This is a genomic window from Variovorax flavidus, from assembly GCF_030317145.1.
Classification (GTDB): Bacteria; Pseudomonadota; Gammaproteobacteria; order Burkholderiales; family Burkholderiaceae_C; genus Variovorax; species Variovorax flavidus.
The window spans coordinates 1633221-1654906 of sequence record NZ_JASZYE010000001.1 but is presented as its reverse complement, the minus strand read 5'-3'; the positions used below and the strand labels follow the sequence as shown (position 1 = coordinate 1654906).

18 protein-coding genes are annotated in these 21686 nt (G+C 67.1%); 9 read left to right on the top strand and 9 right to left on the bottom strand.

The genetic code is table 11. The features are described 5' to 3' along the window. Window positions 1-97 precede the first annotated feature (97 nt). The 4 genes from QTH90_RS08000 to QTH90_RS07985 all read left to right on the top strand — a co-directional run bounded on the left by QTH90_RS08000 (window position 98) and on the right by QTH90_RS07985 (window position 3150). Entirely contained in the window at window positions 98-595 is a 498-nt protein-coding gene (locus tag QTH90_RS08000) for a c-type cytochrome (protein ID WP_286663935.1), read from the top strand. Between the two features lie 312 nt (window positions 596-907). Then, window positions 908-1951, top strand: a complete 1044-nt coding sequence (locus QTH90_RS07995) for an aldo/keto reductase (protein ID WP_286663934.1) — start codon at window positions 908-910, stop codon at window positions 1949-1951. 132 nt (window positions 1952-2083) lie between these two features. Continuing rightward, the gene (locus QTH90_RS07990; protein ID WP_286663933.1) at window positions 2084-2506 is read left to right on the top strand and encodes an ester cyclase; all 423 of its coding nucleotides are present in this window, start codon (window positions 2084-2086) and stop codon (window positions 2504-2506) included. An 11-nt stretch (window positions 2507-2517) separates the two neighbouring features. Continuing rightward, window positions 2518-3150 carry a TetR/AcrR family transcriptional regulator gene (locus tag QTH90_RS07985; protein ID WP_286663932.1) on the top strand — a complete coding sequence of 211 codons (633 nt, stop codon included), beginning with the start codon at window positions 2518-2520 and terminating at the stop codon, window positions 3148-3150. Window positions 3151-3196: 46 nt separating this feature from the next. On the opposite strand, the gene QTH90_RS07980 is transcribed toward QTH90_RS07985, so the two are convergent. Further along, window positions 3197-4375 carry a restriction endonuclease subunit S gene (locus QTH90_RS07980; protein ID WP_286663931.1) on the bottom strand — a complete coding sequence of 393 codons (1179 nt, stop codon included), beginning with the start codon at window positions 4373-4375 and terminating at the stop codon, window positions 3197-3199. After that, window positions 4372-6042, bottom strand: coding sequence for a class I SAM-dependent DNA methyltransferase (locus QTH90_RS07975; RefSeq protein WP_286663930.1), 1671 nt, complete (start codon window positions 6040-6042; stop codon window positions 4372-4374). The genes QTH90_RS07980 and QTH90_RS07975 overlap by 4 nt, the downstream gene beginning before the upstream one ends. Before the next feature lie 135 nt (window positions 6043-6177). Between QTH90_RS07975 and QTH90_RS07970 the strand changes: the two genes are divergently transcribed. Beyond that, window positions 6178-7113, top strand: a complete 936-nt coding sequence (locus tag QTH90_RS07970; RefSeq protein WP_286663929.1) for a M14 family metallopeptidase — start codon at window positions 6178-6180, stop codon at window positions 7111-7113. A gap of 27 nt (window positions 7114-7140) precedes the next feature. Here QTH90_RS07970 and QTH90_RS07965 read toward each other — a convergent pair whose 3' ends face one another. Continuing rightward, window positions 7141-8943 (bottom strand): glutamine--tRNA ligase/YqeY domain fusion protein, encoded by a 1803-nt coding sequence (locus QTH90_RS07965; protein ID WP_286663928.1) that lies wholly within the window; start codon window positions 8941-8943, stop codon window positions 7141-7143. Window positions 8944-9079: 136 nt separating this feature from the next. On the opposite strand from QTH90_RS07965, the gene QTH90_RS07960 reads away from it, so the two are divergent. Then, window positions 9080-9421, top strand: a complete 342-nt coding sequence (locus tag QTH90_RS07960) for a hypothetical protein (RefSeq protein WP_286663927.1) — start codon at window positions 9080-9082, stop codon at window positions 9419-9421. Window positions 9422-9502: 81 nt separating this feature from the next. Here QTH90_RS07960 and QTH90_RS07955 read toward each other — a convergent pair whose 3' ends face one another. The 6 genes from QTH90_RS07955 to QTH90_RS07930 are packed head-to-tail and all read right to left on the bottom strand — an operon-like array spanning window position 9503 to window position 13767. After that, window positions 9503-10336, bottom strand: coding sequence for a LytR/AlgR family response regulator transcription factor (locus QTH90_RS07955; protein WP_286663926.1), 834 nt, complete (start codon window positions 10334-10336; stop codon window positions 9503-9505). After that, window positions 10333-11403 carry a sensor histidine kinase gene (locus QTH90_RS07950; protein WP_444814689.1) on the bottom strand — a complete coding sequence of 357 codons (1071 nt, stop codon included), beginning with the start codon at window positions 11401-11403 and terminating at the stop codon, window positions 10333-10335. Before QTH90_RS07950 ends, QTH90_RS07955 begins: the two co-directional genes overlap by 4 nt. 49 nt (window positions 11404-11452) lie before the next feature. Next, entirely contained in the window at window positions 11453-12490 is a 1038-nt protein-coding gene (locus QTH90_RS07945) for an alpha/beta hydrolase family protein (protein ID WP_286663925.1), read from the bottom strand. After that, window positions 12484-12765 (bottom strand): 2TM domain-containing protein, encoded by a 282-nt coding sequence (locus QTH90_RS07940; RefSeq protein ID WP_286663924.1) that lies wholly within the window; start codon window positions 12763-12765, stop codon window positions 12484-12486. Before QTH90_RS07940 ends, QTH90_RS07945 begins: the two co-directional genes overlap by 7 nt. A 19-nt stretch (window positions 12766-12784) precedes the next feature. Next, window positions 12785-13303: a DUF6622 family protein gene (locus QTH90_RS07935; RefSeq protein ID WP_444814688.1), complete on the bottom strand. Its 519-nt coding sequence runs from the start codon at window positions 13301-13303 to the stop codon at window positions 12785-12787. A 50-nt stretch (window positions 13304-13353) separates the two neighbouring features. Next, on the bottom strand, window positions 13354-13767 hold the full coding sequence (locus QTH90_RS07930) for a DUF2306 domain-containing protein (RefSeq protein WP_286663923.1): 414 nt from the start codon (window positions 13765-13767) through the stop codon (window positions 13354-13356). Window positions 13768-13995: 228 nt separating this feature from the next. On the opposite strand from QTH90_RS07930, the gene QTH90_RS07925 reads away from it, so the two are divergent. Genes QTH90_RS07925 through QTH90_RS07915 form a run of 3 tightly spaced genes read left to right on the top strand, consistent with a single transcriptional unit; the run spans window position 13996 to window position 21648 of the window. Continuing rightward, window positions 13996-15264, top strand: a complete 1269-nt coding sequence (locus QTH90_RS07925; RefSeq protein WP_286663922.1) for an efflux RND transporter periplasmic adaptor subunit — start codon at window positions 13996-13998, stop codon at window positions 15262-15264. Window positions 15265-15274: 10 nt separating this feature from the next. Further along, window positions 15275-18394, top strand: a complete 3120-nt coding sequence (locus QTH90_RS07920; protein ID WP_286663921.1) for an efflux RND transporter permease subunit — start codon at window positions 15275-15277, stop codon at window positions 18392-18394. Continuing rightward, a complete protein-coding gene (locus QTH90_RS07915; RefSeq protein WP_286663920.1) occupies window positions 18391-21648 on the top strand; it encodes an efflux RND transporter permease subunit in 3258 nt (1085 codons plus the stop codon). Before QTH90_RS07920 ends, QTH90_RS07915 begins: the two co-directional genes overlap by 4 nt. Window positions 21649-21686 lie beyond the last annotated feature (38 nt).

Sequence of the window (21686 nt, the reverse complement as noted above, 5' to 3'; positions counted from 1 at the left end):
CCGGGCTGTTGTTTTCCGAACGCGTCTTGCTGTGCTGGCGGTTGCCGCGGGCGCCGTGTGGACGTGTTCAGGTGCGCATGCGCAGCAGGCGGCGGCAGTGCCGGCGAAAGCGGCCGCGTGCGCTGCATGCCATGGCGTCGATGGGCAACCCATCCTGCCCATCTACCCGATCCTCGCGGGCCAGACTTCGCGCTACATGTACCTGCAGCTGAGGGACTTCCAGGAAGGCCGTCGGACCAACGAACTCATGACGCCGATGGTCGCCGGCATGACGCGCGACGAGATGCGCGAGTTGTCGGACTACTTCGCCGCGCAGAAGCCGCCGCGCCAGCGCTTCGCCCCGAGCGCGGAGAAGGCGAAGCTGGGCAAGCTCAAGGCGGAGGAGACGCTCTGCACCATGTGCCATCTCGGCGGCTTTGCGGGCCAGAACGAAGTGCCGCGCGTGTCGGGGCAGAACTACGACTACATCGTCAAGCAGCTTTCCGACTTCAAGGCGCGCAAGCGCACCAACGATGCCGGGACCATGACCAGCGTGGCGAACACGCTGAGCGCGCAGGACATCGAGAACCTCGCGCACTTCCTCACGGGTCTCTGACCCCTGCACGCTGCCGCAGTATTCACGGTGCAAGCTCGAAGGTCGCCTCCTGCGCGATGTAGGGCACGTGCCTGAAATCGCGGATGTTGCTCACCTGGCCATCGCATCATGCGTTTCATGATCGGACCTTTCTCCGGTCGGCAGGCGCCGGAATGATTGTGTGACAAAGACGATCCGGTAGCCCGAAAGGATGCGGTCCGGCCGCCGCCTGCACGAATTTCCGGGGACGCCTATGCTCGCGGGCTCGCCCGAGCCCAGGCGCTGCGTCCTCGTCTGGCCCGGATCTACGTTTCGCTCAAGGAGTCTTCTTTCATGCGTCACCATCCACTCGGCCGTACCGGCCTTTTCGTGTCCGAACTTTGCCTGGGCACCATGACTTTCGGCGGCGGCGAAGGCATGTGGTCGCAGATCGGCGACGTGCAACAGGCCGATGCCGAACGCCTTGTCGGCGCCGCGCTCGACGCGGGCATCAACTTCATCGATACCGCCGACATGTACTCGGGCGGGCTGTCCGAGCAGATCACGGGGCAGGCGCTGAAGAACCTCAAGGTTCCGCGCGACAACGTGATCGTCGCGACCAAGGTGTTCAGCGAGACCGGCCCGGGCCCGAACGCGCGGGGCGCCTCGCGCGGCCACATCATGGACGGCGTCAAGGCCAGCCTGAAGCGGCTGCAACTCGATCACATCGACCTGTACCAGATCCACGGCTTCGACCCGGCCACGCCGATCGAGGAGACGGTCCGCGCGCTAGACCAGCTCGTGCGGCAAGGCCATGTGCGCTATGTCGGCGTCTCCAACTGGGCTGCGTGGCAGATCGTCAAGGCGCTCGGCATCGCCGAGCGCTGGGGGCTGTCGCGCTTCGAGTCGCTCCAAGCCTACTACACCATCGCCGGGCGCGATCTCGAGCGCGAGCTGGTCCCGATGCTGCGCAGCGAAGGCGTCGGCCTGATGGTGTGGAGCCCGCTCGCGGGCGGCCTGCTCAGCGGCAAGTACGGACGCGACCAGCAGGGCGAGCAGGGCAGCCGCCGCACGACCTTCGATTTCCCGCCCGTCCACAAGGATCGCGCCTATGACTGCATCGACGCGATGCGCCCCATCGCGGCGGCGCACGGTGTCTCGGTGGCGCAGATTGCGCTCGCCTGGCTGCTGCACCAGCCGCAGGTGACGAGCGTCATCGTCGGCGCGAAGCGGCCCGAGCAGCTTGCCGACAACATGGCCGCCACGCAGGTGGAGTTGAGTGCAGCCGAACTGGCGCAGCTCGACGAGGTAAGCCGCCTGCCTGCCGAATACCCCGGCTGGATGTTCGTGCGGCAGGGCGAATACCGCCGCAGGCAACTCGCCGATTCGGCGCGTTGAGCATCAGCCGGCAGGCCATAGCTTCTTGCAATGAGAACTTTGTACTAAATCGAGATTAAATTCTTGCAATGAGATTTTTGTCTCACTAAAGTACAGAGGCGCACCAAGCAAGAACCTGCCGGAGGACCTGACATGGCACTGACCCGCACGGAGATGGACCGCAAGATCGACGAGCACTTCAACTTCGAAGCGAACGACGATGTCGAGGGCGTCCTGGCCACGCTTTCGCCCGACGTGGAGCACGACATCGTCGGTTCGCCGTCAGGGCCGACGCGCGGCCATGCCGGCGCGCGGCCGTTCTACGAAAGCCTGTTCAACGACCTGTCGGACAGCAAAGTCGAGTGTCTGCGCCGCCTGTACGGCGATGGCTTCCTGGTCGACGAATCGCTGTGGCGGGGCAAGGCGCCGGGCAGGCCTTTCGGCCTCGAAGGCAAGGGACGTCCGCTCGAGTTTCGCCTGCTGCACGTGGTCGAGTTCGCCGAGAGCGGCGACATCCAGCGCGAGAACGTGTGGCTGGATCTCGCGGCCATCATCAGGCAACTTCCCCAGGATTGAGGCCGGGCACGATGCGCATGCAGACCGGCCAGACTTCCATCGACACCACCACCGGGCGCCCCAACCAGCGCCGACGCACGCGCAAGGATCTCCTGCAAGCTGCGTCGCGCCTGCTGAAGCAGGGGCGCAAGCCCACGCTGGAGGAAATCGCCGAGGAGGCGGCCGTGTCGCGCGCGACGGCCTACCGCTATTTCCCGAACGTGGATGCGCTGCACCGCGAGGCGTCGCTCGACATGGCCGTCCCCGAGGCCGGGGACGTCCTGCACGACGTGAAGACGCTGGACCCCGTATCGCGCCTGGAGCGCGTCGACAGCGCGCTGCACGACATGATCGCCGCCAACGAGGCGCCGCTGCGGATGATGCTGGCGCATTCGATCGAGCGGGTCGTGCGGGGAGACCACGACGGCGACCTGCCCGCACGCCAGAACCGCCGCACGCCGCTCATCGAGGCCGCGCTGGAGCCGGCCCGCAGCCAGTTCAAGCCCACGGCGCTCAAGAACCTGACCCACGCGCTCGCCCTGGTCATCGGCACCGAGGCGATGGTGGTTTTCAAGGACGTCTTGCAGCTCGACGATGCCGAAGCGCTGAAAGTCAGGCGCTGGGCGATCCGGGCGCTGGTGGAGGCGGCGCGGAAAACGACGTGAGACTCGGCTCGGCTCGGGAAACGAGCCGCGTACGCCGAATTGCGTCTCAGCCGAAGGTCCGCGTCAGCAGGGACTCCATCGTCGTCTCGATCCCTTTCAATGCCCGCGCCTCGTTGGCGAAATTCACCATCGTGGCCTCCACATAGCGCGCGAATCGCTCCTGCTTTTCCATCGGCGGGAGCATCACCGTCAGCGATTTCAGGTCCTGCTGGTTGAGGCTCGCCTGGTTGATGGCGCGCTTGGCGTTGAGCTGGAAGTGCCGTCGCGTCCGGTTCGTCTGCAGCGCGGCAAAGATGTAGCGGGGCAGCGCGCGTTCGCGGTCCATCACGAGCCGCATCATGTTCGACTCGAACACCGTCGGCTCCGCCAGCGCCGGGATCAGCACGCTCTTGCCCAGGTGGTCGGGGCTGTTGACCCGGTTGACCAGGATGTCGCCCTCGTCCAGCCCATAGCGCCGTACTTCATCGTCGTCGAGCTTCAGGCGCTTGAGCGAGGCCGGATCGTCCATCTCGCCGTCGCGAAAGGTGTCGATGCGCACGATGGGCGTGCCTGCGCCGTAGGCCGACTTGTGCTTGTACAGGCCGTTCTGCGGATTGAGCTTCAACAGGCTTTCGAGCTGCACGATCGGCCAGCCCTTCGTGTTGGCGGTGGAGTCGCCGAAGATGTCGAAGAACAGGGCCGGCACGACCTGGGTCATCTTCTCGCGGATCTCGTGCCGCTGCCGGATGATGCCTTGCGCGCAGAGCAGCACGTCGACGAGCCGCCGCTGCTGCTTCAGGTCCGGCAGCGGCAATCTCTGGTCGAGGATGCTCGAATCGGACACCGCCGGGTACAACGCCCCCTTCGCGAGCTTGCTCACGCTGCGAACGAAACGGTTGGAGCGCACGAAGAAATACAGGTACTCGGGCAGCACGCGCGGCGTCGCGCGCAGGACACAGAAGGCGGTGCTGGCGACCTCGTTGTCGAGCGACTCGGGCACCAGCGCGACGGCGTTGAGGTTCGGGCGCACGGTGGAGACCAGCACGTCCCCGGTGCGCATCAGCTTCCGTGCGCGGCTCGGAGCCTCGGCGCCCGCGATGGTGCGCGCGCCTGTGATGGTCTTCTTCTTGTTGTCGACGGCGGCAACGTCGACGTAGGTGAATGGGTCATTGGGCCAGGCAGACGGGTTCATCGTGCCCGTTTTCGCCTCGACCACCTCCCGCAGCGCCACCCATGGCGCAGTCATCCATGCAGCTCCGCAACCATTGTCCGAAGTGTTTCCATGTCCTTGGCGGCCTCCGTTTGCCGGGCGATGACGTCGTCGATCACTTCCAGCGGCTTCTGATGTTCGGCCTGCGCTTCGCTCAAGGGGCGATAGCGGCTGGCCGACAGGTTGTAGTCATTGGCTCGCAGCGTGGGAGCGTCGGCGAACCACCATTTCTCGTCCCACTCGGCCTCGGGCTCTCGCACCTGCCAACGCGCCAGCGATTCGTCGCGACGTGCGTAGGCATTTGCGAGCTGGGGCAGGTCATCCTGGTCGACTGGCCTGTCGTGATTGGCGTCGAGGGCGTAGCCGTCCTGCTCGACATGCAGGAACAGCACATGCTCCGTCTGCCCGCTCTTGCGAAAGAAGAGCACCGAGGTCTTCACGCCCGAGTAGGGGTGGAACACCCCGCCCGGCAGGCTCATCACCGCATCGACCCGGTTGCTTTCCACGAGCTGACGGCGCAGCGCCTGGTGCGCCGCCGAGGAGCCGAACAGCACGCCCTCTGGCACCACGACGGCGGCACGTCCCTCGGCCCGCAGGCTGTCGAGCATGTACTTGAGAAAGAGCAGCTCGGTGCTGCTGGTGCTGCCGACCCGAACCTCCTCGGCAATGCGATCCTTGTCGATGCGGCCGGAGAAGGGCGGATTGGCTAGCACCATCTGGAATCCATCGCGAGGAAGACCCAGCCTGGCCTTCTGCTCGTCGTCGAGCACGCTGGTCAGTACGTTGCGCTGCAGGATTCGAACATTGGCGAGCCCGCGCAGCGTGAGGTTCATGGTTGCGAGCCGCACCATCTTCGGATCGACGTCGTTGCCGAAGAAGGTCTGGTCTCGCAGGACGGCAAGGTCCTCCGGCGTGAGCTGGTCGCCCAGGCCGCGCCGCTGGTGCTTTCCTTCGACTTCGGCGTCCACGATGGCGTCGGGCGACGAATGAGCGAGGCGGATGTGGTTGTAGGCCGCGACCAGGAAGCCCGCGGTGCCGGCGGCAGGGTCGTAGATGGTCTCGCCGATGGTCGGATCCACCATCTCGACGATCGCCCGGATGATGTGGCGCGGCGTGCGGAACTGGCCCAGCTCGCCCGCCTGCCTGATCTGCCGCAGCACGTGCTCGAACAGGTCGCCCTTGGTGTCTGAATCGGCCTCGGCCAGCCCGAGTCCGTCCACCAGCTGGACGACTTGCGAGAGCACGGTGGGTTCGTCGATGTTGAGGCGCGCTCCACGCATGAAGTCATGCACGCCTGCGGCACCTATCTCCGCAAAGAAAGGAAACACCTCGTCGCGCACGAAGCTCACCAGCTCCGCACCGGACAGTTCCCGGGCCCAGACCGACCAGCGGAAGCGGCTGCGCGGGATCGTCGACGTGCCTGTCCGGACGCCGGGTGTCACGAACAGATTGCCGTCACGGGCGGAGGGAGGGGGAGCGTTCGTCGAATTCCTCAGTGTCCATTCGCCGTTGAAGACGCTGGTGTACGGCTCGTCGAGAGCCTCCGCGCGCATCCGGTTTTCGTCGTCGATGCTCTCGTGGAGACAGAAGAAGAAAAGGAATGACAGTTGCTCCGCATTGCTGACGGGATCGGGGTAGCCGCCGCCGAACAGGTAGTCGCGAATCTGGTCGATCGACCGTCGCATTTCAGCGGTCAGGGGCATGGGAAACGGGGTCGGGAAGTGCGCATGGGTGAGCCCACGAGTCTACGAGGCAAATGGCTGGCCGACGCCCTGTCGCGACCTGCGGCAAACTCGGCGGGTTCGGCTTGGCCGTCCTTCACGGAGAAAAATCCCCCCATGACGCAGAATCCGCCCGATCTCGAAGTGCTCCCCCGCGACCTCTCCGCCTACCGCCAAGGCAACACCGGCATCGACTACGTGCACCGGTTCGAATCCGGCAAGCCGGGTCCCCACTTGCTGATCAATGCATTGACCCATGGCAACGAGATCTGCGGCATGGTCGCGGCAACCCATCTGCTGGACACCGGCGTGCGCCCGCAGATCGGGACGCTGACGGTGAGCTTTGCCCACGTGGAGGCCTACAACGCCTTCGATCCCGAGCGCCCGCACGAGAACCGCCAGATCGTGCACAACCTCAATCGCGTGTGGTCAGACGAATGGCTGGACGGCCCGGACGACAGCCCCGAATTGCGCCGGGCGCGCCAACTGCGCCCGGTGGTGGCCGCAGCACAGCACATCCTCGACATCCACTCGACGAGCCAGGACGTCGTGCCGTTCTGGGTCTACCCCGCCTTCGATCGCAATGCCAAGGTGGCGATGGCGATCGGCCTGCCGCCGGTCCATCTGGTGATGCCCAGCGGGCTCGGCTCGGGCACGCCGCTGATCCAGCATGGCTTGCATGCCGGTCCCGACGCGCCGGGTGCCGCGATGGTGGTCGAGTGCGGCCAACACTTCAAGCAGGCTGCCGCCGATCTCGCCACCGAGGTGACGATGCGCTTCCTGGCGCATTTCGGCCTCGTCGACAAGGATCCGGCGACGCCCGCGCCCGAAGCGCAACGCCGCTTCGAGTTGCTGCAGACGCATGTGATCCAGTCAGAGGACTTCCGCTTCGTGCGCCCGCTGGTCGGCTTCGAGACCTTCGCGAAGGGCGAACTGATCGCCAACAACGGGCCGGACGAGATTCGCGCACCGTGTGACGAGTGCACGATCTTCATGCCGGCGCAGCGGGCGATCGTGGGGCGCGAGGCGGTCTATCTGACGAAGCCCCTGTAGGCGCCCGACCGGGTTGGCCGGGGGGAACTACTTCCCCCAGCTATCCCTCATCCCCGCGGCACGGTTGAAGACGCGCTGGCCTTCGCTGCCGGCACGGGCGTCCAGCACGAAGTAGCCATGCCGCTCGAACTGGAAGGAGGCGCCTTCCGTGGCTGCGGCCAATGCGGGCTCGACGTAGGCCACGGTGGTGAGCAGGCTCTCGCCATTCAATTCTTCGAGCAGTTCGCCGCTGCCGGGCTGAGGCGCCGCAAACAGCCGCTCGTACAGGCGGACCTCGGCCTGCAGCGCATCGGCCGCTGCGACCCAGGTGATGTTGCCTTTGACCTTGATGGCATCGGCGCCCGGCGTGCCGCTCTTGGTGTCGGGCACCAGCCTGGCCTGCACTTCGACGAGCTTGCCGTCCGCATCCTTGGTGCCCCCGGTGCACTCGATGACGTGCCCGTACTTGAGCCGCACCTTGTTGCCCGGGAACAGGCGGAAGAAGCCCTTGGGCTGCACTTCCTCGTAGTCGGTGCGCTCGATCCAGACCTCGCGGCCCAGCTTGAAGCTGCGGCGGCCCATTTCGGGGTGATGCGGGTGGACGGGCGCCGAGCAGTCGTCCAGCGCATCGTCGCCGCCCATGAGTTCGCCCCAGTTCGTGATGACGAGCTTCACCGGGTCCAGCACTGCCATGGCGCGCGGGGCGATGGGGTCCAGCGTGTCGCGCAGGGCGGCTTCGAGGCTCGCGTAGTCGATCCAGCCGCCGGACTTGGTCACGCCCGAGCGTTCGCAGAACAGCTTGAGCGCGTCGGGCGTGTAGCCGCGGCGGCGCAGGCCGGCGAGGGTGGGCATGCGGGGGTCGTCCCAGCCGTCGACGTGGCCTTCCTCGACCAGTTGGCGCAGCTTGCGCTTGCTGGTGATGACGTGGGTGACGTTGAGACGCGCGAATTCGTACTGGCGCGGATGCGGCGTGGCGATCAGGCCGCCCTCGGCAAGGCGGTCGAGCAACCAGTCGTAGAAGGGGCGCTGGTCTTCGAACTCCAGCGTGCAGAAGCTGTGGGTGATCTGCTCCAGCGCGTCCTCGATGGGGTGCGCGAAGGTGTACATCGGGTAGATGCACCACTTGTCGCCCGTGTTGTGATGCGTCGCACGGCGAATGCGGTAGAGCGCCGGATCGCGCATGTTGATGTTGGGGCTCGCCATGTCGATCTTTGCGCGCAGCACGGCGGCGCCGTCTTCGAGCTGGCCGTCGCGCATGGCACGGAAGCGCGCCAGGTTCTCGTCGGGCGTCCGGCTGCGGAAGGGGCTGTCCGTGCCGGGCGTGTTGAAGTCGCCGCGGGTGGCGCGGATCTCCTCGGCGCTTTGCTCATCGACGTAGGCCAGGCCGGCGCTGATCAGGTACTCCGCCGCGCGGTACATGAAGTCGAAGTAGTTGCTCGCGAAGTACACGTGCTCGTCGGGTTCGCCGGGCTTCGACGGGTTGTCCGCCAGCACAGTGTTGTATCCCAGCCACTTCACGGCATCGCGGATGGCGTCGACGTATTCCTGCTCTTCCTTCTCGGGATTGGTGTCGTCGAAGCGCAGGTGGCACACGCCGCCGTATTCCTTGGCCAGCTCGAAGTTGAGCCAGATGCTCTTGGCGTGGCCGATGTGCAGGTAGCCGTTGGGCTCGGGCGGAAAACGCATGCGCACTTTGGCCGGGTCCTGCATGCCCTGTGCGTGGTGGGCGGCATCGCCTGGGGAGCCGCCCCACTTGCGGCTGGAATAATTGCCCTGTTCGAGGTCGTTTTCGATCACATGGCGCAGGAAATTGCTTGGCTTGGCGGTGTCGTTGTCTGCAGGGGAAGTCATCCGCTCATTCTAGGTGGCGCCTCGGAGGCGTTACTTTTGGCAACCTTCTTCACAGAGCGGCGTACACCGGGTTGACACTTGCCGCGTTCAATACAGACATGGGCGGCCAACACCCGCCCCTACAGGAGTTCACATCATGAGCGTCACTCGTTCCACTCTCTTCAAATGGGCCGCCGCCGGAGCGGTCGCAGCGGGCGCACTGTTTGCCACGGCTTCGGCGAGCGCCGCCAACGTGGCCTGGTCGGTCGGGGTCAATGTTCCTGGCGTCGCGGTCGGCGTGGGTGCGCCGTACTACGCGCCGGCACCGGTCTACTATCCGCCGGCCCCGGTGTATTACGCCCCGCCGCCTCCGGTGTACTACCGTCCGGCGCCCGTGTACTACGGCCCGCCGCGCGGCTACTACGGTCCTCCGCGCGGGTATTACCGTCCGGCACCGGGCTACTACCGCTCGCACGGCTATCGTCGCGACTGGCGCTGAGCCGAATCCATCATCTGCTGTCACATGACGAAGCCGGCCTCCGAAAAGGGGCCGGTTTTTTCTTGGGTGTCGACTTTGTGATTACATGGCGCGAAAGAGGTGCGCATAGAGCCTGCTGACCGGGATCTTTTCCGTGCGGCCGCGCAGGTTCAGGTGCTGCTTGCCGGTTTCGTCGCGATGCACGGAGTCGATCGCATCGCTGCGTACGACCACGGCGCGGTGCACCTGCCAGAAGAGGTTGGGGTCGAGTTGCGGCAGCAGTTGCTTCAGAGGCGTGCGGATCAGGTATTCGTGCGTGGCGGTCAGCACGCGGACGTACTTGTCGGCGGCTTCGAAATACTGCACTTCATCGATGGGCACCATCCGCACGCTGCTGCCGGATGAGCCGGCCTCGCTGGCAGCAATGAGCTTGAGCGGCCCTCCGTTGCCCGCCGATGGCGCGCCTTCGCCGGCGGCGGCGAGCACCTTGCGCCATTGGGCGAGGGTGCTGGCGAGCACATCGTCGGCCGGCAACGAGGCCGAGGGACGCGATTCCAGCGCCTGCCGCAACCGGCCCACGGTGCGGCGCAGGCGATCGGGCTGCACGGGCTTCAGCACGTAGTCGATGGCCTGGGCATCGAAGGCGCGGGCGGCGTACTCGTCGTAGGCAGTCACGAAGACCAGTTGCGGCATCGGCGCCTCGTCGGTCGGCCAGGCGTCGGCGAGTTCGGCGGCAACGCCCAAGCCATCGAGCCCCGGCATGCGGATGTCGAGGAAGAGCACCTGCGGCAGCTGTTCCAGCGCCTCGCGCACGGCGCTGCGCCCATCGCCGACGGAGGCGAGGATCTGAAGCTCCGGCCAGGCGGCGGCGAGTTCGGCACGCAATGCCTGGGCCAGCAGCGGTTCGTCTTCGGCGATGAGGGCGGTAGGTGTCATGTCGGCAAGGGGAAGGTGATGGTGGCGCATGTGCCACCGGTCGCGAGCGCGCTCATGGTCATCGAACTCTGCGCGCCGTAGACCGTGGTCAGTCGTTCGCGCACCTGGGCGACGCCGAATCCGCCGGCTTCGGCGCTCGAAGGCGCGGGTGCGTGGCCGATGCCTACGCCGGTGTCGCTCACCTCGATGACGAGCTGGCCGCCCTCGCGGCGTGCGCGCACCGTGATCTCGCCGCCTTCCACCTGCGGTTCCAGCCCGTGGCGGATGCTGTTCTCGACCAGCGGCTGCAGCATCAGCGGCGGCACGAGCACATCGCGCAGGTTGTCTGGCAGATCCAGCGTGTAGCGCAGCCGGTCGCCCATGCGCACGGACATCAGTTCAAGGTAGTCGCCCAGCCGGTCGAACTCGGCGGCGAGCGGATGGGCCAAGGCACGCGAGCCGCCGAGGGTCACGCGCAGATAGCTGTTCAGGCGGTCGAGCATGGCCACGGCGCGCTGCGGGTCGGTCGTGATGAGCACCCGCAGGTTGGCCAGGGTGTTGAAGAGCATGTGCGGCTCGAGCTGGGTTTCGAGCAACTTGAGACGGGCGTCGGCGGCGTCTCGCTGGGCGAGGGCGATCTCGCCCTCGAGGTACTTGCTCTTGCCGCGGCTGTAATAGAAATAGCAGATCGCGATCCCGGCGACCGCGGTGATGACCAGGGTCGAGGCGAACTTGTGCGGCGCGAAGGTCCAGAACTCGAGCAGGGGCGCGCCGGTCCAGGCGTCGCCGATGGCGTTGCCGCCCAGAAATCCGGCCGTGATCCCGACCAGCACCAGCAGCACCCCCTTGAAGCCGTTCGGCCAGAGTTTCCGGGGATCGGGACTCATCATCAGCCGCCCAACGTCGATGACGACCCAGCTGATCATGCCGATCGAGAGCGAATAGACGAACTGGGCACCCCACGCGCCGCGCCCGGAAATGGCGAGCGCGATGGCAATGAGGGAAGAAAAGAGCGCGGTCGTCAGCGCGTGGCGCAGCAGGTCCACGCCGTTCTCGCGCGTCATGTTGCGTCGGAGGGTGGCGATCAAGGGATGTCTCCGGCGCCGGGCGCACCGCGCAGGTTGGGCAACAGCGCTCTCATGGCAGGAGATTCTGGACGAAGAAATCCCGCATGGCGGCGTACACGCCGTCGAGCGTGCGCCGGTCGAAGCCGGGCGGATCGTTCAGCAGCCGTGCGGCGCGTGGCGGGAGATCGGGCGGCGTGGGCGAAAGGATCGAGCCGTGGCCGGCTTCGGTCATGTCCGCGACCAGCACGCAGCCGGCGCAGGTGGCGCGCACGGCGTCGATGTGCCAGCGCGGCGCGAGCCAGGCGTCCTGGCCGGCGCGTACCAGGCCGAGGGGGATGCCGGGCGCGGACAGCGTCGGCATGTCGATCGGCGCCGCCATCGGCACCGCGGCCACGGCGGCGGCGATGCGCGGATCGGTCCATCCCTCCAGCGCGGTCTCGCTCTCGAACTTCCATCGGATTACCCGGCGGGCCATGCCCATGCGAAGCGCGTCGAGCGGACCGCCCGTGAGTTCGGTGCTGAGGCCGACGCAGGTCGGAAAGTCCTCCGCGAGATGGGCTTCGCAATGTCGGGCGAGCAGGGCCGGGGACCAGCGGGCACCAGCCAGCGTCAGGGCCGTGAGCCCGCCGGCCGACATGCCGTAGACGCCCACGCGTTTCAGGTCGAGCAGCGGCGAAAAGCGCGGGTCGGCCGCCATCGCATCGATGGCCTGGGTCACCTCGTGCGGCCTGTGCCTCCACGACGCCGGGCCGACCGCGCTGTGGTCGTGCCAGTTGTCCCCGGCGTGCTCCGGCACGGCGACGGTGAAGCCCGCGGCCACCAGCACCTGCGTCAGGTCGGTGTGCTCCCAGGGCGATCCGCCGGAGCCGTGCGAGATGACGATCAGGCGGCGGTTGCCGGCGACAGGTGCCGCGTCGACGGCGACGTTCAGGGTGAAGGGGCCGCGCCGCACCGGCGTGGCGGGCGCGGCGGTCGGGTAGAAGACCGTGACCGGCCCGGAGTCCGCGGGTGCTGCCAGCACGGTGAGCCCGGTGGCGGCGTGCGCGGCCGAAGCCAGCGCGCAGGCCGCTGCCAGCGCCAGTCGGCACCAGGTCGAGGCCCTCACCATGGGTCTCCCTTGGCGCCGGCGAGGCGGGCGCGTTCGCGCTCCACCATCCGCTCCAGCATGCGGCCGCCGGGCGCGAACAGCCATACGGCCGCCCCATGCAATGCGAGGCCCAGTCCCCAGCCCAGCGCCGGATAGATAGCCCAGCCATGGCCGCTGAGCAGCGAGATGGCGACCAGCAACAGGTTGACCGTGACGTACGCCGTGGCGTGGATGAACCAGCCGATCTTGGCCTTGGCGCGGCGGCGCGCCAGTCGGTCGATGTCGTTCGAGGGCATGGTGTGGCTCCTTTGGATGTCAGACGGCGAGGGTGGCGCGGTCGGCCTGGATCGCCAGGCGCCACAGCCGGATCGCACGGCCCATGAAGATACCGGTGAACACGCCATACAGCGCACTGATTCCGATGGCGAACGACGCCTGGTGCGCGAGTTCCGGATGCATCGCCAGCAGCACGCCCACGACGTACTTGGTGAAGAAGATGCCCATCATCAGCATCATCGGGACCGCGCTGCCGGCAACGTGGAACTGGCGCGTTGCCGCGTCGTAGCGCGTGCTGGCCGGCAGGGCGCGCTGCATCACGAGCCCGGGCAGCGAAAAGGCCGTGGCGGCCCACGCCAGCAAGGCCATCGGCGAGTCGCCGAAGGCGGAAGCGACGCCGTAGACCGACAGGCCCGTCATCACGATGGGCAGGAGCGTCACCCGCACGAGGCTCACGCTGCCGGCCAGCAGTTGCTTGGCGCCGAGCCAGAGCAGGGTGGCGAAGAGCACGAACACCCACTTGGGGGTGTGGAAGAGGATCTGGGTCAGCATGAGCATGGTGGTTCTCCGTGCGGGATCGGGACAATCGAGCGGAATCGGCGAGAGGATCAGACAAGGCCCAGCCACTGGCCCCACAGGATCTGGCCGAGATAGCGGCTGGGTAGCAGCGTGAAGCCGCCGGCCACGATGCAGGCGCTGATGTAGGTCACCTGCATCGAGATGCGATGGCTGCGGATGTCGCCCTTGGCAAGCTTCCAGAAGGCGCGCGCCAGGCCGAAGAAGACCGCCGGGACCAGCAGGTGGATCGGCGTGTAGCCCCCAAGGTTCGGCAGCCTGAAGTCGCGGATGAACAGAGCTGACACCGCGGTCATCACCATCAGGGTGACCCACGCGTAGCCGAGCGCACGGTGAAGCCGGGGGCGCTGGGTGCGGCCGCGGCGCGCCCACAGAACGACGGGGCCGAGAACGAGCGCGCTCACGGCGGCGGTGAGGTGAACGGCGATGATCGGGGACATTTGCATGACGGGCTCCTGGATCGATGGGCGGACTGTGCCGATCGCTCCCCCAGGCCGCCACGCCGATGCGACGAATCGCCTTTTGGCGGCGCCAGTTGCATTCCGATGTCGCCAGACGCAGTGCGCAACGCCGGCTTTACCGAGGCTTTACGGTTGGGAGGGGCTGGGCGCTACGATTCGGCGCTCCACTACGGGCCTGCAGCCGATCGGCCCATTCACACGCCCAACTCTCCGATGTCGTCTCCCATCCCCGAGCCCACCCCGACCGCCCATCCCGCCCCCCGGGCTCCCTCACGCCGGCGTCGCTGGCTGGGCAGCCTGCTGGCGCTCCTGGTGGTGCTGGGGCTGGCGTGGGGCGCCTGGTACCTGATCAAGCGCTCCGGCGAGCCGACGGGCGCCCGCGGCTTCGGCGGTGCGAGTTCCACGGTCGGCCATGCCGCCGCGCGCCGGGCCGAACTGCCGATCGTCATCGATGCCCTGGGCACCGTGACGCCATTGGCGACCATCACGCTGCGCCCCCAGGTCGGCGGCGTGCTGACCGAGGTGCTCTACCAGGAGGGCCAGTCCGTGACCAAGGGCCAGCTGCTGGCTCGCATCGACCCGCGCCCGTACGAGCAGGCACTGATGCAGGCCCAGGGCACCCGCGTGCGCGATGAGGCGTCGCTCGAGGCGGCGAGAGTCACGCTGGCGCGCTACCGCACGCTGCTGACCCAGGACTCGATCGCCCGGCAGGACGTCGATACGCAGGCCGCACTGGTCAAGCAGCTCGAAGGCACGGTGATCACCGACCGCGCCGCCGAGGCTGCCGCCAAGCTGAACCTCGACTACACGCGCATCACCGCGCCCGTGGCCGGCCGCATCGGCCTGCGCACGGTCGACCCCGGCAACATCGTCACGGCCAATGCGACGACCGGCATCGCCGTCATCACGCAGATGAACCCCATCGACGTGCAGTTCGCCGTGCCGCAGGACCGCGTGCCCGACATCCAGGCCCAGCTCGCCAAGGGCGAGCCGCTGCCCGTCAAGGCGCTGGACCGCGTGCGCAGCGCGACGCCGCTGGACACCGGCGTGTTCTCCACGCTCGACAACATCGTCGACACCAGCACCGGCACCGTGCGTGCCAAGGCCCGCTTCGCGAACGCCGGCACGCCGCTGTTCCCGAACCAGTTCGTCAACGTGCAGATGACCTTGCGCACGGTCGACGCGATCGTCGTGCCGGTGACGGCCGTGCGCACCGGCCCCAATGGCAACTTCGTGTACGTCGTCAATGAAGACCGCACGGTGTCGATGCGCACCGTGAAGCGGGGCGAGTCGACGGTCGACGTGGTCGCGATCGTCGACGGCCTGAAGGTCGGCGAGGACGTGGTGACCGAAGGCGGCGACCGCCTGAAGGACGGCGCCCGCGTGCTGCTGCAAGGCGACAACCCCGCCGCGCAGCGCCCGGCGAACGGCCCGCGCACGGCGCGCGGCGAAGGCAGCAGACGCCAGCGTCCCCCGCAGTGAGGGTGAGCGGATGAGCCCGTCGAAGCCATTTATCGAGCGGCCCGTCGCGACGGCGCTGCTCATGCTCGCGATCGTGCTTGCGGGCCTGGTCGGATTCCGCTTCCTGCCGCTGGCCGCCCTGCCGCAGGTCGACTACCCGACCATCCAGGTGCAGACGCTCTACCCGGGCGCGAGCCCGGAGGTGATGAGCCGCACCGTGACCGCGCCGCTGGAGCGTCAGTTCGGCCAGATGGCCGGTCTCGACCGCATGAGTTCGACCAGCGCCACCGGCGTGTCGATCGTCACGCTGCAATTCGCGCTCGACCAGACGCTCGACGTCGCCGAGCAGCAGGTGCAGGCCGCCATCAACGCCGGCGGCTCGCTGCTGCCGGCCGACCTGCCGGCGCCGCCCGTCTACGCCAAGGTCAACCCCGCGGACGCGCCCATCCTGACGCTGGCCGTGAGCTCCGAAACCATGCCGCTCACCGAGGTGCAGAACCTCGTGAACACGCGGCTCGCGCAGAAGATCAGCCAGGTCGGCGGCGTGGGCCTCGTGTCGCTTTCGGGCGGCCAGCGGCCGGCGGTGCGCATCCAGGCCAACACCAACGCGCTGGCGTCGGTCGGCATCGGGCTCGATACCTTGCGCACGGCGATCGCCGCGGCCAATGCCAACAGTGCCAAGGGCAGCTTCGACGGCCCGAAGCGGGCGTACACCATCAACGCCAACGACCAGCTCGTCACGGCGGCCGACTACAAGAATCTGATCGTCGCGTGGAAGAACGGCGCTCCCGTGCGCATGACGGATGTGGCGCGCGTCATCGACGGTGCCGAGAACACCCAACTCGGTGCCTGGGCCGCCGTGCATTCGAGCGCGAAGACCGGCGAGCAGGACGGCAAGCTGTACCCGGCGATCATCCTGAACGTGCAGCGCCAGCCCGGCGCCAACGTGATCGGCACGGTCGACGCCATCAAGAAGCAGCTGCCCGATCTGCAGGCTTCGCTGCCCGGCTCGCTGAAAGTCGAGGTGCTGAGCGACCGCACGACCGGCATTCGCGCATCGGTGAGCCACGTCCAGCTCGAACTGGCCCTCGCCGTGGTGCTGGTGGTGCTGGTGATCTTCTTCTTCCTGCACAGCCTGCGCGCGACCGTCATCGCCAGCATCGCGGTGCCCATCTCGCTGATCGGCACCTTCGGGCTGATGTACCTACTGGGCTACAGCCTCAACAACCTGAGCCTGATGGCGCTGACCATCGCGACCGGCTTCGTGGTGGACGACGCCATCGTGATGATCGAGAACATCGCCCGCTATCTGGAGAAGGGCGAGCCGCCGTTCCAGGCCGCGCTCAAGGGCGCAACGCAGATCGGCTTCACCATCATTTCGCTGACGGTCTCGCTCATCGCCGTGCTGATACCGCTGCTGTTCATGGGCGACGTCGTGGGGCGGCTGTTCCGCGAATTCGCGGTCACGCTGGCAATCACCATCCTGATTTCCGCGGTGGTCTCGCTCACGCTGGTGCCGATGATGTCGGCGCGCTGGCTCAAGCCGGAGGCCGAGGAGGGTGGCCGCTTCGGGGCGAGCGTGCAACGCTTCTTCGACCGGGTGATCGCGCGCTACGACATCTGGCTGCAATGGGTGTTCCGCCACCAGTCGCTGACGATGGTGGTGGCGCTGCTGACGCTGGCGCTGACGGTGCTGCTGTATGTCTTCATACCCAAGGGGCTGTTTCCGACGCAGGACACGGGGCAGCTCAAGGCGCGGATCGAGGCGGCGCAGGAAGTGTCGTATGTGCGAATGGCCGAACTGCAGCAGTCGGCCGCCAACGCGATCCTCGCCGACCCGGATGTGCAGAGCCTGAGCTCGGTGGTCGGTGTGGATGCGGCGAACAACACGGCGCTGAATACCGGCAGCATGCTCATCAACCTGCGCCGCGACCACGATGCGCAGAGCGCGGTGATGCAGCGGCTGCGCGAGCGGGTGCGCAGCAATGTGGCTGGCGTCACGCTCTACCTGCAGCCGACACAGGACTTGACGATCGACGCAGAAACCGGCCCGACGGAGTTCCGCGTGTCGCTCGAAGGCGTGGACACCGCGACGGTGAACGAGTGGGCGCGCAAGCTCGTCGAGCGTCTGCGCAGCGTGCCGCAGGTGCGCAATCCGACGACGGATGCCGGCGCGCAGGGGCTGGCTGCCTATGTGGACATCGACCGCAACACGGCGTCGCGCCTGTCGGTCACGGCGAGTTCGGTGGACGACGCGCTCTACAGCGCGTTCGGGCAACGGATCGTGTCGACGATCTTCACCGAGACCAATCAGTACCGCGTGATCCTGGAGGCGCAGCGCGAGTCGCTGGCATCGCCGGAAGGTCTGGGCAATCTCCAGTTGCGCACGGGAGCGGGCACGGCAACGCCGCTGTCGTCCCTGGCGACGGTGCGGGAGCAGTTCGCGCCCTTGCAGGTCACGCGGGTGGCGCAGTACCCGGCGGCGACGGTGGGCTTCGATACGGCACCGGACGTGGCGTTGGGCAAGTCGGTTGCGGCGATCCGCGCGGCAGCGAAGGACATCGCCATGCCGGCGAGCGTGAGCATGACGTTCCTCGGCGCTGCGGGGGCCTACGAGAAGTCGCTGACGAACCAGCTGTGGCTGATTCTGGCAGCGGTGGTGTGCGTGTACATCGTGCTGGGCGTGCTGTACGAGAGCTACATCCACCCGTTGACGATTCTTTCCACGCTGCCATCGGCGGGGGTAGGGGCATTGCTGGCCCTGATGGTGACGGGCAATGACCTCGGCGTGATCGGGATCATCGGGATCATCCTGCTGATCGGCATCGTGAAGAAGAACGCGATCATGATGATCGACTTCGCGATCGATGCCGAACGCAATCAGGGCAAGGCGCCGCTGGAGGCGATCCATCAGGCCGCGTTGCTGCGGTTCCGGCCCATCTTGATGACGACGCTCGCGGCCCTGTTTGCCGCGCTGCCACTGATGTTCGGATGGGGCGAGGGGGCTGAACTGCGGCGTCCTCTTGGCTTGGCGATCTTTGGCGGACTGGTCGTGAGCCAGGTGCTGACGCTGTTCACCACGCCTGTGATCTATCTGGCGTTTGACCGGATGGGGCAGCGGTTCGGACGCAAGGAGGGGGCACTGCAGTGAACCTTTCCAAGCCCTTCGTCGAACGCCCCATCGCCACGGTGTTGCTGACCATCGGCATCGCCTTGGCCGGCATCGTCGCGTTCTTCGTCCTGCCGGTTTCTCCGCTCCCGCAAGTCGATTTTCCGACCATCTCGGTGCAGGCCAGCCTTGCGGGCGCGAGCCCGAGCACGATGGCTTCGAGCGTTGCGACGCCCTTGGAGCGCAGGCTGGGGATCATCCCGGGCGTCAATGAACTGACATCGACAAGCTCCAACGGCTCGGCGCGCGTCACGCTCCAGTTCGACCTGAGCCGCAACATCGACAGTGCGGCACGGGAGGTGCAGGCCGCGATCAACGCCGCCCGCGTCGATCTGCCGGCCACGCTGCGCAGCAATCCGACCTACCGCAAGCGCAATCCCACGGCGGCGCCGGTCATCATCCTGGCGCTCACCTCCAAGACGCGCACGCCGGGGCAGATCTACGAGGCGGTGTCCAACATCGTGAGCCAGCGGCTGTCGCAGGTCGAGGGCGTGGGCGAGGTCGAGATCGGCGGCGGGTCGCTGCCGGCGGTGCGCGTGGAGCTGGAGCCGTTCGCGCTCAACAAGCTCGGCATCAGCACCGAGGACGTGCGTGCGGCCATCCAGGCCAACAACGCCAACCGGCCCAAGGGTGCGATCGAAAGCGGCGATCGCAAGCTGCAGATCTACACGCCCGCGCCGGGTCGACGTGCGGCCGACTACCGCGATCTCGTCATCGCATGGCGCAACGACGCGGCCGTGCGTCTGGGCGATGTGGCGCGGGTGATCGACAGCGTCGAGAACACGCGCACGCTGGGCCTCTTCAACGGCGAGCCGTCGGTCGTGGTGCTCGTCACCCAATCGCCGGGCGCCAACATCATCGAGACCGTCGACGGCGTGCGCAAGCTGCTGCCCGAACTGCGCGAGCAGCTGCCGCAGGACATCAATATCCAGGTCGCCTCCGACCGTACCAACTCGATCCGCGCCTCGCTGCGCGAGATCGAGTTCACGCTGATGATTTCGGTCGTGCTCGTGGTGCTGGTGGTCGGCCTGTTCCTGCGCAAGGCGCGCGCCACCATCGTGCCGGCGGTGGCGACGATCGTCTCGCTGCTCGGCACCTTCGGCGTGATGCACTTGCTGGGCTACAGCCTCAACAACCTGAGCCTCATGGCGCTCACGGTCGCCACGGGCTTCGTCGTGGACGACGCGATCGTCGTGCTCGAGAACACCACCCGCCATGTCGAAGCAGGCATGAACCGCGTCGAGGCCGCCCTGCGCGGCGCGCGCGAGGTCGGTTTCACGGTGCTGTCGATCAGCCTGTCGCTGGTGGCGGTGTTCATCCCGCTGCTGTTCATGGGCGGGCAGGTGGGTCGGCTGTTCCGCGAGTTCGCGGTCACGTTGTCGGCTTCGGTGCTGATTTCGCTCGTGATCTCGCTGACCACCACGCCAATGCTTTGCGCCATGTTGCTTCGCAGCGAGGCGGAAGAGGGCGGCAAGAAGCCCGGGCGCGTGCGTGGCTGGCTCATCCGGCAGTCGGAGCGCGCATGGGACGGCACGCTGCGCGCCTATGCCTACAGCCTCGACTGGGCGCTGGCGAGCAAGGGCGTGGTGGTGGTCGTGCTGCTGGCGGTGATCGGGCTCAACGTCTATTTGTTCAATGCCATTCCCAAGGGCTATTTCCCCCAGCAGGACAACGGCCAGCTCAATGCCGGCCTGCGCGCCGACCAGAGCATCTCGTCGGCGGCGGTGGCCGAGAAGCTGCGCCAGGCCGTGGACATCATCCGCAAGGACCCCGCCGTCGATACGGTGGTGGGATTCTCGGGCGGCGGGCGCGCGGGCGGCGGGTTCATGTTCGTCAACCTCAAGCCGGTGTCCGAGCGCACGGTCAAGACGCAGGCCGTCATCGACCGTTTGCGGCCCCAGCTCAACCAGCTCACCGGGCTGCGCGTGTTCCTGAGTCCGGTGCAGGACCTGCGCATGGGCGGGCGCTCCAGCAACTCCAGCTACCAGTACACGCTCAAGAGCGACAACCTCTCCGACCTGCGTGCCTGGTCGACCAAGCTGGCCGATCGCCTGCGCCAGGAAACCGCGCTGACCGACGTGGACAGCGACGATGCCGACAACGGCGTCGAGACCTTCGTCGAGGTCGACCGCAACGCCGCCGCGCGGCTCGGCGTGACATCGGCCGCGGTGGACAACGCGCTCTACAACGCCTACGGCCAGCGTTCGGTGGCAACCATCTACGACGAGCTCAACCAGTACTCGGTGATCATGGAGTGGTCGCCGCGCTTCCAGCGCTCGCCGCTTGCACTGAAGGACCTGTACGTGCCCTCGACGCTGAGCACGACGACGACAGCGACCGGTGAATCGATCACCAGCTCGCTCGAAGTCAACAAGGACGCCACCACGGGCACATCGACCACGACCTCCGCCAACCCGGGGTCGCGCACGTCTTCGGCCGGCCAGCAGATCGCCACCGACACCACGCTCATGGTTCCGCTGTCGACCTTCGCGAAGTTCACCGAGCGTGCGGTCCCGACCTCCATCGACCACCAGGACACCGAACTCGCCAGCACCGTCTCGTTCAGCCTGGCCGATGGCGTGAGCCTGTCGGATGCGAAGCGCATCGTCGCGCAGGCCGAGGCCGACATCGCGATGCCGGTCAACGTGCGCGGCAGCTTCCAGGGCACGGCACTGGCGGCGCAGCAGTCGCAAGGTCAGCAGTGGTTCCTGATCGTCGCGGCGCTGGTCGTGATCTACATCGTGCTGGGCGTGCTCTACGAGAGCCTCATCCATCCGATCACCGTGCTGACCACGCTGCCTTCGGCCGGCGTGGGCGCGGTACTGGCGCTGCTGCTGTTCCGCATGGAGTTCTCGATCATTGCGTTGATCGGGGTGTTCCTGCTGATCGGCATCGTCAAGAAGAACGCCATCCTGATCATCGACTTCGCGCTGGAGGCCGAGCGCGCGCGCGGACTCACCGCCGTCGAGGCCGTGCGCGAGGCCTGCCTGCTGCGTTTCCGGCCGATCCTGATGACCACGCTGGCCGCGGCGCTCGGCGCGTTGCCGCTGGCGATCGGCTTCGGCCTTGGCGCGGAACTGCGCCAGCCGCTGGGCGTCGCAATCATCGGCGGCCTGATCGCCAGCCAGTTGCTGACGCTGCTGACCACGCCGGTCGTCTACGTGCTGCTCGACAAGCTGCGCCGGCGGCCCGCCAACGAGAAATTCCTGAGCCGCGCAGCCGACGCCCCTGCATGAAGGCCGCGACAGAGCACCCGACACCATGACTGCACCGA